The following is a 14,480-nucleotide window of genomic DNA, read 5'->3' as shown; positions in this document are numbered from 1 at the left end:
CGAAGATCGGATCGATCGCGGCAGAATCCGCCAGGGACCCAGCAAATGCTTGACTGGTTCCAGAAACCGGACAAGACTTCCGAGCGTGCCAACGGACACGGAATTCCAGCAGATGCTGCGGGGAGTTTCGCTGCGCGTGACGGCACCGCGAGTCGCGGTGCTCAGCGCAGTGCACGATGATCCGCACGCCGACACGGATTCGATCATCCGGGCCGTGCGCGCCCGCCTGGCGGCGGTCTCGCACCAGGCCGTATACGACTCGTTGCACACGCTCACCGCCGCAGGCCTGCTCCGCTGCATCCAGCCGTCCGGCTCGGTCGCGCGGTACGAATCGCGCGTCGGCGACAACCATCACCATGTCGTCTGCCGCAGGTGCGGCGTGATCGCCGACGTCGACTGCGCCGTCGGCGCGGCCCCGTGTCTGACCGCGTCGAACGACCACGGTTTCTCGATCGACGAGGCCGAGGTCATCTACTGGGGTCTGTGCCCCGCATGCTCGGCGGCACAGGCCGCCCCCGCACGTCCCTGACCACAGCCCGCACCACCCATCAGGAAGGAACGTCGTGACCACCGACAGCCGCCCACCCACTCCTGACACCGCGACACGCAGTGAGAGTGAGAACCCGGCAATCCCGTCGCCGACGCCGAAGACCGATCATCGCCCGCGCACCAACAAGGACTGGTGGCCGGAGCAGATCGACGTCTCGGTGCTGCACGCCCACTCGCCCAAGGGCAACCCGCTCGGCGAAGACTTCGACTACGCCGCCGAGTTCCGCAAGCTCGACGTCGACGCGCTGAAGGCGGATGTCGCTGCGGTACTGACCAATTCGCAGGACTGGTGGCCCGCCGACTACGGCAACTACGGCGGCCTGTTCATCAGGTTGAGCTGGCACGCGGCAGGCACCTACCGCATCGCGGACGGCCGCGGCGGCGGCGGTCAGGGCGCGCAGCGCTTCGCACCGCTCAACAGTTGGCCGGACAACGCCAACCTGGACAAGGCGCGCAGGCTGCTGTGGCCGGTGAAGCAGAAGTACGGCAACGCCGTCTCCTGGGCCGACCTGCTGGTGTTCGCGGGCAACGTTGCGCTCGAATCGATGGGGTTCCAGACCTTCGGCTTCGGCTTCGGCCGCCCCGACATCTGGGAGCCCGAGGAGATCTTCTGGGGGTCGGAGGACACCTGGCTCGGCGACGAACGCTACAGCGGCGAGCGTGAGCTGTCGGGTCCGCTCGGCGCCGTCCAGATGGGCCTGATCTATGTGAATCCGGAAGGGCCGAACGGTCGCCCGGATCCGGTGGCCGCCGCGCGGGACATCCGAGAGACGTTCGGGCGCATGGCCATGAACGACGAGGAGACCGCCGCGCTGATCGTCGGCGGGCACAGCTTCGGCAAGACCCACGGTGCAGGCGATGCGGACCTGGTCGGCGCGGAGCCCGAAGCCGCCCCGATCGAGCAGCAAGGCCTCGGCTGGAAGAGCGCATACGGCACCGGCAAGGGCAAGGACGCCATCACCAGCGGTCTGGAAGTCGTCTGGACGTCGACACCGACCAAGTGGGGCAACGGTTTCCTGCAGAACCTCTACGGCTACGAGTGGGAGCTGACCAAGAGCCCCGCCGGTGCGCATCAGTGGAAGCCGAAAGACGGTGCGGGCGAAGGCACTATCCCCGATCCGTTCGACGGGCCCGCCCGGACGCCGACCATGCTGACCACGGACCTCGCGCTGCGGGAAGACCCGATCTACCGCGAGATCACCAGTCGTTGGCTGGAGCATCCCGAGGAGCTGTCCGAGGCGTTCGCGAAGGCATGGTACAAGCTGCTGCACCGCGACATGGGGCCGATCAGCCGGTATCTCGGTCCGTGGGTGCCGGAACCGCAGCTGTGGCAGGACCCGGTTCCCGACGTCGACCACGAGCTGATCGGTGCGCCGGAGATCGCGGAGCTCAAGAGCAAGGTGCTCGAGTCGGGACTCTCGGTGGCGCAGCTGGTCAAGACCGCGTGGGCGTCGGCGGCGAGCTTCCGCAGCACCGACAAGCGTGGCGGCGCCAACGGCGCTCGGCTTCGCCTCGAACCCCAAAAGAGCTGGGAGGTCAACGAACCCGCCGAGCTGGCCAAGGTGCTGCCCGTGCTCGAGCAGATTCAGCAGGACTTCAACGGCTCCGGCGGCAAGAAGGTTTCGCTGGCCGACCTGATCATCCTCGCCGGGTCGGCGGCGATCGAGAAGGCGGCCAAGGACGCCGGCCACGACGTCACAGTGCCGTTCGCGCCCGGCCGCACCGATGCCTCGCAGGAGAGCACGGACGTGGAGTCGTTCGCGGTGCTCGAGCCGCGCGCCGACGGGTTCCGCAACTACGTGCGGGTCGGGGAGAAGGCGCCGCTGGAGCGGTTGCTGCTCGAGCGGGCCTACCTGCTCGACGTGACGGCGCCGGAGCTGACCGTGCTGATCGGCGGCTTGCGTGCGCTCGGCGCCAACTACAACGGCACCGAGCACGGTGTATTCACCGATCGGCCAGGCACTTTGACGAACGACTTCTTCGTCAACCTGCTCGACCAGAACATCGAGTGGAAGGCGTCCGCGTCGGCGGAGAACGTCTACGAGGGTGTCGACTCGAAGTCGGGCAAGACGGTGCGGACGGCGACCGCCAACGATCTGCTCTTCGGGTCGCACTCGGTGCTGCGTGCGGTGGCTGAGGTGTATGCCCAGCAGGACTCGGGGGCGCGGTTCGTGAAGGACTTCGTTGCCGCGTGGGTCAAGGTGGTCGAGAACGACAGGTTCGATCTCGCCTGAGCGTGACTGGATTCCAGGCCGGCCCTTCGGGGTCGGCCTGGATTTGTTTGGGGGACTTGGGTTATCGGTTCCGAGCGGACTCGGTCTGCGGTTGCGGTGCTGTCCTTGCTCGGGATCCGCTGACCGATCCCGTGTCGATCGTCAAGCCTGGCGCGACAACAGCGTTGCCGCCCAACTGTTTCGCCTGAAACATGGCGGCGTCGGAGCGGCAGAACACGGTGCGATACGACAAGCCGGTGCGTGGTTTCCTGGCGGATTCCGCGACCGCGGCGCCGACGCTGGCGGTGACCGTGGTCGGCAGGCCGGGCATGGTCGCGATGGCGTGGCGCAGCCGCTCCGCGGTGACCGAAATGGATTGGCCGCGTAGATAACCCACCACCGTGAACTCGTCGCCGCCGGTGCGGGCGATGACCGCGCCCGGCAGTGCGGCGGCGCGCAGACTCTCGGCCGTCCGCAGCAGCACCTCGTCGCCGACGGCGTGGCCGAAGGCGGCGTTGACGGAGGTGAACTGATCCAGATCGACCGCGACGACATAGGCGTCGCGGCGGCTGTCGGGGCCGAAGAAGCGCCGCAGCTGGCAATCGAGGCCGCGGCGGTTCGGCAGCGTGGTCAACGGATCCGAGAGCGAATCCAGTCGCAGCAGCCAGTGGCAGAAGTGCACCATCGGGAGCACGAGGCCTGCGGCAACGACCCCGACCAGAACCACCGCTACGCCGAGGGCGAAGTCGCCTTTACCGAGTTCGGTATCTGCAGGCGTGCCGAGGATCATCAGGGTCGACACCACTGTGATCGACAGCAGTGTCCAGCCGGTGTTGAGTGCCAGAATCCGCGGACCGTGGAAGACCGTCACGTATCCGCCGGTCGACAGCATCAGGATGATGCCGAGCACGCCGAGCAGCCGGTTCTGGACCACGACGGCGTTGGCGGCGATGCCGACATCGAGGAGCACGATCCACATCAACGACTCGGCTTCCCGCGGCCACGGCAACAACCACCAGCGCAGTGTGAACAGGCCGGCGAGCACGGCCCCGATGCCGCACAGTGCGTGGCCGACCGGGCCTGCCGCACCGGCCTGCGTCGACGCAGTCAGCATCGCGATCGCCACCATGACGATCCCGCCCGCGCCGATCGCGACCTTCAATGGGCCGAGCGCCGAATGGGATTCGAGCGTCTCGACAACCCAGTCGTAGTCGACCGAGTCGCGCCACCACGTCTGAAGCATTGCGCGGGTGTTGGTCATCAGAGTACCGCCTTTGTGCTGTTGCGGCACAATAACCGAATGGAAATAATCTCGGCAAGATGTCGGGGAAAATCGACGTCGACGGTGGTAGGTGGCCTGGTCCTGTAGTTCGCTTGAAGTTCGCGTGCTGAGGCGGCCTAGAGCAGTTCGACCTCGTCGAAACCGACGGTCAGGCTGTGTCGCCGCTCCCGCAGCACGCCGCCTTCGCGATGGGCGAGGCCCTCGCCGAAGTCGATGCGCATGCGCGAGCTCCTGGCGTCGACCTCCCGTACGACCCCGCAGATCCCGCTGAACGGCCCTTCCGGGAAGATAACGACGTCACCTGGACTGTATTCCGCAAACCCCACGCGGCCAGAGTAATTCAACTCCCAGACCTCCGCCCGCAGGTCCAGAGTGGCTGCGGCGCAGGGCTCTTCCGGTCAGCCCTTCCGTCTCGCGATTCTGGCGGGTACGGCGCAACCGATTTCGATGGTGCATCAAGTGTTGTGGTGTGCCAAGGGGGTTGGGTGGGAGTAGGGGAGTTGCGGTGTTCGAGTGGGGATTTGGGCATATTGCCCAGTTGCTTTGTGAATTCTAACGTTCTTGGTGTACGTGACTGTTTTCAAGCGGCTTGGTTTATCCCTCTCGCGAATCCGCGGCCGGATCGCGTGCTCCGGATTCGTGCACTGTCGTGCCAGGAGTAACAATGAAATCTTCTCTCACCACCCGGATCCGTATTCGTACATTCGTGACGGCCGCGCTGGCGGCGGTCGCGCTGGTGTCGGGTGGGACTTCGCTGTCGCCGGGCATCGCTGCGGCCGCGGACAACTCTGTCGTCGTCACTCCGCAAGAGGCGGAGAAGAACCACGGCCTGCCGCCCAAGGGCGCGAACAACTGGAAGTGCAAACCGAGCCGCGCCCACCCGAACCCGGTGGTGCTCGTGCACGGTGCCAGCGCGAACATGTTCGTGAACTGGGTGAAGATCTCGCCGATGCTGGCCGACAAGGGCTACTGCGTCTTCGCGCTGACCTACGGCGTGCCGGACGGGACGCCCTTCCCGCTCAACCAGATCGGTGGCCGCAACGTCATGGAGCGCAGCGCCGTGGAATTGGGCGCGTTCATCGACAAGGTCCTCGCGGCGACCAAAGCGGCCAAGGTCGACATAGTCGGGCATTCCGAGGGCAGTTTGATGCCCAACCACTATGTCAAATTCCTCGGTGGCGCAGCGAAAGTCGACAAATATGTCGCGATGACCCCGCTGTGGGACGGCTCCAAGGTGTTCGGCGCCGATGTCCTGTACAAGCTGGCCAGGCAATTCGGGCTCGGCCCGGTGATCGACAAGATCTCGGGTGAAGTCTTCGCGTCCGCTCCGCAGTTCCTGCACGGCTCCGACTTCCTGAACAAACTCAACGCCGGTGGCGTCGCCGTGCCGGGTATCACCTACACCAACATCATGACCCGCTACGACGAGGCCGTCGTCCCCTACACCAGCGGTGTCATGAACGCCCCCAACGCAACCAACATCGTTGTGCAGGACCTGTGCCCGAAGGATCTCTCCGAACACGGATTGATGGCCATCGACCCGGTGACCGCCAAGGTCATCGTCAATGCCCTCGATCCGGCGCACGCCAAGCCGGTCACCTGCTGACCGGATCGACGAAAGCCGCTCCGAGCGAGCGGCTTTCGCCGTGCAGAGACGACGTCGGCGCCGTGCCGCGTCGGAGACCCGGTCAGTGCCTGGCGATTCCGAATTGCGAGCCCTTCAGCACCACCTCGGGGCAATCGAGGGCCGGGTGTTGGGTGAGGATGTCTTCGTAGAGGCGCAGCAGCGCTTTGCCGGGCTCGACACCGAGTTCCTCGTCCAGATGCTTGCGCGTGCAGTGGAACAGCCGGAGCGCGTCGGACTGCCGATCCGTGCGGTAGAGCGCGAGCATGAGCAAGGCGCACAGGCGCTCGCGGGTCGGGTGGGTGGCGACGAGGCGACGCAATTCCGTTGCGGCTTGGCGGTTGTCACCGAGCAGCAGGTGGGCGCTGGTCAGATCCTCCCAGGCGAGCAGTCGCCGTTCCTCCAGGAATGCGGCGGCGCCCCGGCATCGTTCGCCGGTGTGCGTGTTGAGCAGCGCCGGTCCGCGCCACAGGTCGAGTCCCTGCCGCAGCAGTCGCGCGGCCTCCGCGGGATCGTGCGACAACGCGATGGCGCCGCGGGCGGTGAGGTCCAGGAACCGATTGCTGTCGACCAGTTCGTGGGGAATGTCGAGTATGTACCCGTTGTAGACGGCACGCAGGGCACAACATTGATCGGTCTGCGGCGTGGATCGCTCGAAGGTCCTTCGTATCCGCGTGGCATGCGCTTGCAGTGCGTTGCGCGGATTCTTGAGGGATTCCCCTGGCCACAGTTCTTGGACCAACTCGTCATAATAGACAATTCGCCCGGCATCGAGGGCGAGGGTGGCGAGCATCGATCGAATTTTTCCTGCCCGCAGTTCGGTACGAATCCCGTCGGCGACCACCGAAACAGAGCCGAGGAGGTCGACTCTTACCGTGCTCGCATCGATTGTGGAACCGACCTGGGCGTTATCGGCTTGCTTGCTGTCGATCATTGTTGATACACCGTCCGTGCTGTGAGCCCCGATCAGTTCATAAGGAAGCCAGATCTAGACGGCATTGCTGGCGGACAACGCCTGGCAAACAGTATTGCATGTCACAGTTGAGTCTTAAACGCTTGAGCTTCGCATGTGACGTGTTCCATAACCAAACCACTTAAGTGGTGTGCATCATACCAGATGGAAGTATCTTGCTTCGGGTTCGTCGCCGAGACGCTGCTCGCAACCAGCTGGTCAGATGCTCAGTTTCGGGATCGGGGCAGGTCGGCCGGTCGGGCCCGGGTGCCATCAGCGGTTCGTCAGCGGTCCTGTCAGCGTCGTGGGCAAGAGTCTGACGCCATGGGTTCGACGGGCAACCGCCGAGAATGCCAGGAATTTGCCGCAAACCTCAGGGAAATCATGACCACTGAGCAGTTTCTTCAGGATTTGATCGTCGATTCCTGGCTGGACGGAAATGGTGACGGGTTGCGCGCGGACACTCCGATCCTCGAGCTGAACATCATTTCATCGGTCGAGATCTTCGAGCTGGTGCATGCGATTCAAAAGGAATTCGCGATCGCGATACCGCTTCCGGATATCAGGCCGGAGAACTTCCGGTCCATCGAGGCGATCGCCGGGTTGATCGAGCGATTTCGAACGAAGGGGAAGGACTCCCGATGACCGACCTCACCCACCAGCACGCACCCGTCGACCGGGTCGATTACGAGGTCCTCGACATGCTCGCGTGCAATACCGGCGCCGCGTCGTCGATCGTCCCGGGGGTGGTGCGGGAGACGGTATCCGAACTGGTTGTCACGACGGCGATGACCTATACCCAGTACCGGCGCGACCAGCTCGCGCTCGATGCTGATCTGGAAGGCGACCTCGGCATCGATTCCGTCGTCCTCATGTCGATCATCGACGATGTGGCGAAGGCGCTGTCGCTGCCCAATGGGCTCGCGGCCGAGATTGATGTCCAGAGTCTGCGCGCGCTGATCGCGGAGCTTGCCGCCCGTTGCGGTGTCGACATGATCGAAGCGCAGCAGGACCACGCGCCGTCCGAACCCGTGCCGTTGGCGGAACTGGTTGTCGGAGAGCTGGATCCGATCCGTCCGCCGGGGACGACGCCGTGGGACGACCGGTCGATGCGGGATTTCATGGATGCCAGCGATCCCGATCTGTTCGCCAAGACCGCGGAATTCGCCGCGCACCGCCGGGCGAGGGAGACCGAACACCTCTACTGGTACGGCATGCCGCTACGTTCCCGCTGCGCGAACCGTGCGCTGATCCACGACGAATTGACCGGGCGTACCAGGGAATTCCTGATGTTCGCGTCGAACAACTATCTAGGCCTGGCGAATCACCCCGAGGTAGTCGACGCGATCTGCACGGCGACCCGGCTGTATGGCGCGACCAACACTGGTTGCCGGATCATCGGCGGCACGAACGAGCTGCACAAGGAACTCGAGCGCAGGCTCGCCGCCTTCAAGGGCCGCCAAGCCGGGATCGTCTATCCCGGTGGGTATGCCGCCAACCTCGGCTGCATCTCCGCGCTGGTCCGCACCAGGGACGCATTGATCGTGGACCGGCTGAACCATATGAGCATCGTCGACGGCGCGAAACTGTCGGGTGGTCTGCGAAAGATCTACCGCCACAACGATATGGCGGACCTGGAGCGCGTGCTGGATCGGTGCGCAGGCCAGGCCAGGGGCATGCTGATCGCCACCGACGGCGTGTTCAGCATGCACGGCGATATCTGCGATCTGCCGGAGATAGTCCGACTGGCCCGTTCCTATGGGGCACGGGTTCTCGTCGACGACGCGCATGCGACCGGGGTCCTCGGTGACCGCGGCACCGGCACCGCCGAACATTTCGACATGAAGGGGGAGGTCGATCTCGAGCTCGGCACCATGAGCAAGACCCTCGCGGGCATGGGCGGGTTCGTCGTCGGCGATGAAGAGGTCATCGACTACCTGCGGTTCTACTCCAACTCGTATGTGTTCGCCGCCACCATCCCGGCGGGGGTGGCGGCGGGCATGATCGCCGCGATCGATGTGATGGAGCGTGAGCCCGAACGAATCACCGTGCTGTGGGCCAACATTCGCCAACTGCACCGGTACCTCACCGATGCCGGGTTCGATCTGGAGGACTCGCGCAGCGCGATCGTTCCCATCGTCGTCGGCGACGAGCGCCGAGCGATGGAAATGGGCCGTGCGGTCCGCGCGCGCGGCTTGTTCTGCCAGACCGTCGTGTTCCCCGGCGTCGGGCTCGGCCATGCCAGGCTGCGCGTCAGCGTGACGTCGGAGCACACGGCCGAGGACCTGGCGCTCGCCGCGCAGATCTTCATCGACGCCGGGCGGGAGACCGGGGTGCTGCCGCCGTCGGGAACTGAGGCGGCGGTGGGCGGCCGACAGACGATGCAGGAGGCCGAGCGCTGGTGACCGCACGACTCACCGACATTCGCGACGATCGCGTGATCCGCCTGCCGGACATCGAATCCGACGACCACGGCGCCCGCAGCGCATTGGTCGGCCGACGCACGGTCACTTACCGCGAACTCGCAGATACAGTCGACCGGCTGGCGGCCCGGCTGCGGGAACTCGGTGCGGCGCCAGGGGATCGGGTCGTCATCTGGATGGCAAAGGGACCGGAATTCGCGCAGGCCATCCTTGCCGCGCTGCAGGCGGGTTGTGCCTACGTGCCGGTCGACGGCGGTCATCCGGCCGCTCGCCTGGACGCGATCCTGTCCGATACCGAGCCGATCGCACTGTTCACCGACGCACGGCATCTGCGGTTGCGGACCGACCCGGCATTGCCCGAGTCCGTGCGCAGCGTCGTAGTGGTCGGCGAGGAGCACGAGGTGCGGCCGTCGATCGCACACGCTCGCGACGCGCCCTTGTCGGACAACAGGACTGCGGTGCCGACCGTCACCTGGGCCGAATTCCTCGGCACACCGCACGATGATGCGCCGCTCTCCGCGCCGCCGACCGACATCACGCCGGATGGTCTGGCCGCGATCCTGTACACGTCGGGGTCCACCGGCGCCCCGAAGGGCGTCCAGATCTCCCATCGCAATCTCATGGCGTTCATCGATTGGGCGCGTAGGGAATTGGCCGTCGGACCCGACGACGTCTTCGCCAATCACGCCTCCTTCAACTTCGATCTCAGCACCTTCGATCTGTTCGTCGCGCTCTCGGTGGGTGCGGCGGTGTGGATCGTCGAGGACGGCGAGGCTCGCGACATCGCGGCGCTCGCCGCAGGCATTCGCGAGCACCGGGTCACGGTGTGGTACTCCGTGCCGTCGATCCTGATGCTGCTGACCGCATCGTGCGCGCTGACACCCGAGGTGATCCGCAGCCTGCGGTATGTGTTGTTCGCCGGGGAGGTGTATCCGACGCCGCGGTTGCGTGAACTCGCTGCGGCGCTTGCCGACTCGGTGCATCCGCCGGTGCTCTACAACCTGTACGGTCCGACCGAGACCAATGTCTGCACCTTCCATCGGGTGACCGACACAGACCTCCTTACTGACGATCCGGTACCCATCGGCCTGCCGGTCGGCAACGCCGAGCTGCTGATCGTCGACGCGGACGGGCGGCGACTCGAGACGCCCGACGCAGTGGGCGAGCTTGTGGTGCAGGGGGATTGCGTCACCCCGGGATACTGGCGCCGGGACTCGGAGCCCGCGGCCGAGCAGCATCGACACGGACGACATCCGACCGGTGACCTGGTCGCCCTGGTCGATGGCAGGCTCGTCTATCGCGGGCGCAAGGACCGCATGGTGAAGCTGTCGGGCTATCGCATCGAGCTCGGCGAGATCGAATCGATGGTGTTGCGGCACTTGTCGATCGACGCGGCCGCGGTGGTGGTGCTTGGGACGGGCGCCAAGGCGCGGCTCGCCCTCTTCTATACCGTCCGCGCCGGAGCCCCCGAGCCGACGCTCATCGATATCAAGGAGCACTGTGCGCGGCACCTGCCTCGATACATGGTGCCGCGCACCGTCACTCGCATGACGGCGTTGCCGCGCAACGGCAACGGCAAGATCGACTATCGGTCCTTCGCCGAGGTGCCGCCGACGCTCGCGCGCAGGCGGTCGAGCGCAAGGCGCGACGAGCCGCGAAGGGGCCTCTCATGAAGTTCGCGACCGTGGCCAAGATGGCCACCGACGGCAATCTCACGCTGCTGATGTCGCTGGCGGCGAAATTCGCCAAGCCGCTGTACCGGGCCAGCTTTCTCGTCGGCGCCTGGCGCGCCGGGATACTCCAGCACCTTGCCGACCAGCCCCGCGCGGTGGAGGCCTGCGCCGACCTACTCGGGGTAGCCGGTGACCGGCATCGGTTGCGTGCCTGGCTCGAGCTCGGCGTGCGCTTCGGTGATCTGGCCGTCGAAGACGGTCGCTATCGGTTACGCAGCCGCACCGCCAAAGCGCTCGCCCGGCCCGGAAGCGACGCTGCCGCAGCGGCTTTGGCAGAGGTCGTGTTGTTCCACGCACCCGCGCTGCTGAATGCGCCGGACATGCTCCGCACCGGTAGGCGGCTGACACTGTCGGATCAGGACGGCTCGATCATCGCCCGATCGAGCCGGGTCGTGCAGCCCTTTGTCGAGGAGGCCATCGAGCGCGTGCTCGACCGGCAGGCGCCGCTGCGGTTACTCGACATCGGCTGCGGCAGTGGGATATACGTTCGGCACGCCGCCATGCTGAACCCGAGGCTGACCGCAGTGGCCATCGATTTCCAAGCTGAGGTTGCCGCCGCGGCGGCCGCCAATGTGCTCGCGTGGGGTTTGGCCGACCGCGTCGAGGTGCGGCGCGCCGATGTGCGCGAGCTGTGGCTGGAACCGCAGTTCGACGTGATCACGATGCACAACAACATCTACTACTTCCCCGTCGCGGAGCGGGCCGCGCTCCTCGAGCACGCGCGGTCGCTGCTCGCGCCGGGTGGACGACTCGTGCTCACCACCTCGTGTCGCGGTGGCACCCTCCCGATGGAGGTGTTGAACCTGTGGTTCGAGTTCGCCGACTTCGGCGGCCCGCTACCGGATGTCGCCGAACTGACCGGCCAGCTGCAAACGGCGGGCTTCGCCGAGATCGACATGCGCCGCCTCATCCCCGGCGACCAGTTCTTCGTTTTCGTCGGAGGCAATCCGCTGGCTGCGGTGCTCCCTGAGCCAGGAAGGCGGACCGCATGACCGGCACCGAGGAGGCGGCCTACGTCAGCGCCGTCGGCGCCGCCGCGCGCGATCTTGTCGTCGTACTCGGCGGGCCGCGCAGATATGCGCCGGAGTCGTTGGGCGGCAAGGGCGCTCGGCTCGACGAGCTGATCAGGGCCGGGCTGCCGGTGCCGGCGGCCTACTGCCTCACGACCGGGTTGTTCGAGCGCTTCCTACGCGGTCTCGGCCTCGATTCGGCGGGCCGGGAACCGGGTGGGATGCGCGAGGCGATCCTTGCGAGCGAGATCCCGGAGGAGATCGCGATTGCGGTGCTCGACGCCTATGCGGAGCTCGGGTGGCCGCGCGTTGCGGTGCGCTCGTCAGCGGGACGGGAAGACTCGGCCGCGCAATCGTTTGCCGGACAGCACGACACGGTGCTCGACGTGAGCGACGGGCACGCGCTACTCGAGGCGGTCAAGGTGTGCTGGGCATCGCTGTGGTCGGACCGGGCCGTCGCGTATCGCGCCGACGCCGACGCGGGCGCCATCGCGGTGGTGATCCAGCGGATGATTCCCGCCGATGTGGCGGGCGTGCTGTTCACCCGTGACCCGATCAGCGGCCGCACGGACCGGTTCGTGGTCGATGCCTGCTTGGGGCTGGGCGAGGGTCTGGTTGCGGGCAAGGTGACCGCGGATTCCTTCGTCGTGGATCCGGGTAGTCGGGACGTTGTCGAGCGCACCGTTCGCTACAAGATCACCAAATGCGCCGTGGTTCGGCCCGGTGTCGTGGAATTGGTCAAGGTGGCCGAGGCGGATCGCGCCGCATCGTCCCTGACTCCGACGCAGCTGAACGAACTCGTGGAACTGGCTGTACGAGTGCGGGATCACTATGGGGCCGACCAGGATATCGAGTGGGCGCTGTGCGACGGCGCGCTCCATCTCTTGCAGGCGCGTCCGATCACCGTAGGCCCGGTGCGGGTCGCGACGGTCAGTCCCTACGCCGAACCGCAGCCGGACGCCGTACAGCACGGGACGCTGTGGTCTCGCATGGACATCGGGGAGATCTTCACCGGCGCGATGACGCCGCTCGGCCTGTCCTTCGCCCGCTACTACCAGTACCACGTGCACGGCGCCTGTGTACGCGGCGCAGGCGTCCGGGATACCGGTGATCCGTCCGTGCAGATGGGCTACTTCCAGAGCTATGTCTACCTGAACGTCTCCTATGCCAGCTATCTGCTGAGCCAGAGCCCGGCGATGCGGGATCAAAGCGATGCCACCGAACGCTTCGCCAGCGAAGAGGTGGACCTGACGTCCTATCGAAATCCCTTCGGCAGCTACAGCATCGGGCCGGACGGTTGGCGATCCGCGCTGTTCTGGCTGCGGACCGCCGCCGCCGAACTGCGGGATATGCGCAAGCGCACCGTGCGGATGGTCGACGCACGACGCTACGAATACGACCGCGCCAGCCGAATCAGGATCGGCGAGTTGGACCGTCGCGAACTGGATATCGAAATGCGGCGCCGCCTGGCGCATTTCCACGATATGCATGTCGGGTACATGCCGTACTTCCTCTATGCCTTCGGCTATCACGACCTGCTCGCGCAGCTGTGCGTTGCCTGGCTCGGCGATGCGGGCGAGCGGCTGCAGAACCGGCTCAAGACCGATATGTCGAACCTGCGCACCGTCGAATGTGCGCGTGAGGTCTGGCAATTGGCCCAGGCGGTCCGGAATCAGCCGAGGGTGCTGGAGATCGTGCGCGCCGGCGCGCCGACCGACGTAGCCGTCCGGCTGCGCGCCGACGCGGCCGGATCGAAGTTCTGGGCGACGCACATGGAACCCTTCCTCCGCGAGAACGGTGTGCACGCCCATCAAGAGATGGAGCTGACGAATCCGCGCTGGATCGACGACCCCACCTACGTATTTCAGTTGATTCGCCGTTATGTCGACGACGGCTGCTCGATCGACGACGTCCTCGAATCGGTGCACGACGCACGCGACGACGAGGCTGCCGCGGCCGTGCGCGGATTGAGCTGGCCCAAGCGTCGCGTGCTGAACGGCGTGATCTGGCTGTACAAGACGTGCAGTTCGCTTCGGGAGACCGCCAGGGTGTCGATGATCGGCTCCATCTGGCTGGTGCGTTCCGCGGTCTACGAGGTGGCCGACCGCTTGCTCGAGACCGGGGTGCTGCGCTCCGTCGACGAGGTCGCCTACCTCGACTTCGCGGACATACTGCGCTATCTGGCGGGGGAGCAGGATCCGCGCGAGATCTTCTCCCGCGCGAACCTGGAGGAGGCCATGCGAATCTCCCGAAACCACGGTCGAATGCCCGCGCCGCCACTGAGTTTCATCGGCGAATGGGATATCACCCGCTCCGTCAAGCCGCCCCCAGACGGGGCCAGGCTCGATGGTCTCGGCACCAGCCAGGGTCGTGCCGTCGGCCGCGTCCGCATCCTGGACGACTTGGCCTGGCAGGCAGACGAATTCCAGGCCGGTGAGATCTTGGTGACCCAGTACACGGATTCCACCTGGACTCCGCTGTTCGCCGTAGCGGCGGGCATCGTCACCGACATCGGCTCGATGCTGTCGCACAGTTCCATCGTCTCGCGGGAATTCCGGGTGCCCGCCGTCGTCAACACCAAATACGCGACGCGCGTGCTGAAGACCGGAGATCTGGTGGTGGTGGACGGGGACCGCGGCGTGGTCGAGGTGATCGAACCCGCCGATCCGCTTGGACGCGGATAGTCAGGGAGCC

General features: G+C 65.9%; 10 protein-coding genes. 8 read left to right on the top strand and 2 right to left on the bottom strand.

Annotated elements, in window-relative coordinates; genetic code table 11:
* Positions 1-112: 112 nt before the first annotated feature.
* Together ACGFNJ_RS32375 and katG are read left to right on the top strand one after the other, a co-directional pair.
* Positions 113-529, top strand: coding sequence for a Fur family transcriptional regulator (locus ACGFNJ_RS32375; protein ID WP_393457454.1), 417 nt, complete (start codon positions 113-115; stop codon positions 527-529).
* Positions 530-563: 34 nt separating this feature from the next.
* On the top strand, positions 564-2,783 hold the full coding sequence (katG, locus tag ACGFNJ_RS32370) for a catalase/peroxidase HPI (RefSeq protein ID WP_393456874.1): 2,220 nt from the start codon (positions 564-566) through the stop codon (positions 2,781-2,783).
* 61 nt (positions 2,784-2,844) lie between these two features.
* Here the strand turns inward: katG and ACGFNJ_RS32365 are convergent, their stop codons facing one another.
* On the bottom strand, positions 2,845-4,023 hold the full coding sequence (locus ACGFNJ_RS32365) for a diguanylate cyclase domain-containing protein (RefSeq protein WP_393456871.1): 1,179 nt from the start codon (positions 4,021-4,023) through the stop codon (positions 2,845-2,847).
* Positions 4,024-4,708: 685 nt separating this feature from the next.
* Between ACGFNJ_RS32365 and ACGFNJ_RS32360 the strand changes: the two genes are divergently transcribed.
* Positions 4,709-5,650 carry an esterase/lipase family protein gene (locus ACGFNJ_RS32360; protein WP_393456868.1) on the top strand — a complete coding sequence of 314 codons (942 nt, stop codon included), beginning with the start codon at positions 4,709-4,711 and terminating at the stop codon, positions 5,648-5,650.
* An 82-nt stretch (positions 5,651-5,732) separates the two neighbouring features.
* Here the strand turns inward: ACGFNJ_RS32360 and ACGFNJ_RS32355 are convergent, their stop codons facing one another.
* Positions 5,733-6,602, bottom strand: coding sequence for a BTAD domain-containing putative transcriptional regulator (locus tag ACGFNJ_RS32355; RefSeq protein ID WP_393456865.1), 870 nt, complete (start codon positions 6,600-6,602; stop codon positions 5,733-5,735).
* Between the two features lie 342 nt (positions 6,603-6,944).
* Here ACGFNJ_RS32355 and ACGFNJ_RS32350 point away from each other — a divergent pair, with 342 nt between their 5' ends.
* Genes ACGFNJ_RS32350 through ACGFNJ_RS32330 form a run of 5 tightly spaced genes read left to right on the top strand, consistent with a single transcriptional unit; the run spans position 6,945 to position 14,470 of the window.
* Complete coding sequence (locus ACGFNJ_RS32350) at positions 6,945-7,265, top strand: acyl carrier protein (protein WP_393456862.1); 321 nt, start codon at positions 6,945-6,947, stop codon at positions 7,263-7,265.
* Positions 7,262-9,025 carry an aminotransferase class I/II-fold pyridoxal phosphate-dependent enzyme gene (locus ACGFNJ_RS32345; protein ID WP_393456859.1) on the top strand — a complete coding sequence of 588 codons (1,764 nt, stop codon included), beginning with the start codon at positions 7,262-7,264 and terminating at the stop codon, positions 9,023-9,025. The genes ACGFNJ_RS32350 and ACGFNJ_RS32345 overlap by 4 nt, the downstream gene beginning before the upstream one ends.
* Positions 9,022-10,716 carry an amino acid adenylation domain-containing protein gene (locus ACGFNJ_RS32340; protein ID WP_393456856.1) on the top strand — a complete coding sequence of 565 codons (1,695 nt, stop codon included), beginning with the start codon at positions 9,022-9,024 and terminating at the stop codon, positions 10,714-10,716. Before ACGFNJ_RS32345 ends, ACGFNJ_RS32340 begins: the two co-directional genes overlap by 4 nt.
* Complete coding sequence (locus tag ACGFNJ_RS32335) at positions 10,713-11,768, top strand: SAM-dependent methyltransferase (protein WP_393456853.1); 1,056 nt, start codon at positions 10,713-10,715, stop codon at positions 11,766-11,768. Before ACGFNJ_RS32340 ends, ACGFNJ_RS32335 begins: the two co-directional genes overlap by 4 nt.
* Positions 11,765-14,470, top strand: a complete 2,706-nt coding sequence (locus ACGFNJ_RS32330; RefSeq protein WP_393456850.1) for a PEP/pyruvate-binding domain-containing protein — start codon at positions 11,765-11,767, stop codon at positions 14,468-14,470. Before ACGFNJ_RS32335 ends, ACGFNJ_RS32330 begins: the two co-directional genes overlap by 4 nt.
* The last annotated feature ends 10 nt before the right edge of the window (positions 14,471-14,480 follow it).

It is taken from the genome of Nocardia sp. NPDC049149, assembly GCF_043197455.1.
Lineage (GTDB): Bacteria > Actinomycetota > Actinomycetes > Mycobacteriales > Mycobacteriaceae > Nocardia.
This window is presented reverse-complemented; position numbering and strand designations above follow the sequence as displayed.

Coding starts and splice junctions, on each gene's coding strand:
- ACGFNJ_RS32375 (WP_393457454.1), top strand. CDS start 113: ATGCTGCGGGGAGTTTCGCTGCGCGTGACGGCACCGCGAGTCGCGGTG.
- ACGFNJ_RS32365 (WP_393456871.1), bottom strand. CDS start 4,023: ATGACCAACACCCGCGCAATGCTTCAGACGTGGTGGCGCGACTCGGTC.
- ACGFNJ_RS32360 (WP_393456868.1), top strand. CDS start 4,709: ATGAAATCTTCTCTCACCACCCGGATCCGTATTCGTACATTCGTGACG.
- ACGFNJ_RS32355 (WP_393456865.1), bottom strand. CDS start 6,602: ATGATCGACAGCAAGCAAGCCGATAACGCCCAGGTCGGTTCCACAATC.
- ACGFNJ_RS32350 (WP_393456862.1), top strand. CDS start 6,945: ATGGGTTCGACGGGCAACCGCCGAGAATGCCAGGAATTTGCCGCAAAC.
- ACGFNJ_RS32345 (WP_393456859.1), top strand. CDS start 7,262: ATGACCGACCTCACCCACCAGCACGCACCCGTCGACCGGGTCGATTAC.
- ACGFNJ_RS32335 (WP_393456853.1), top strand. CDS start 10,713: ATGAAGTTCGCGACCGTGGCCAAGATGGCCACCGACGGCAATCTCACG.
- ACGFNJ_RS32330 (WP_393456850.1), top strand. CDS start 11,765: ATGACCGGCACCGAGGAGGCGGCCTACGTCAGCGCCGTCGGCGCCGCC.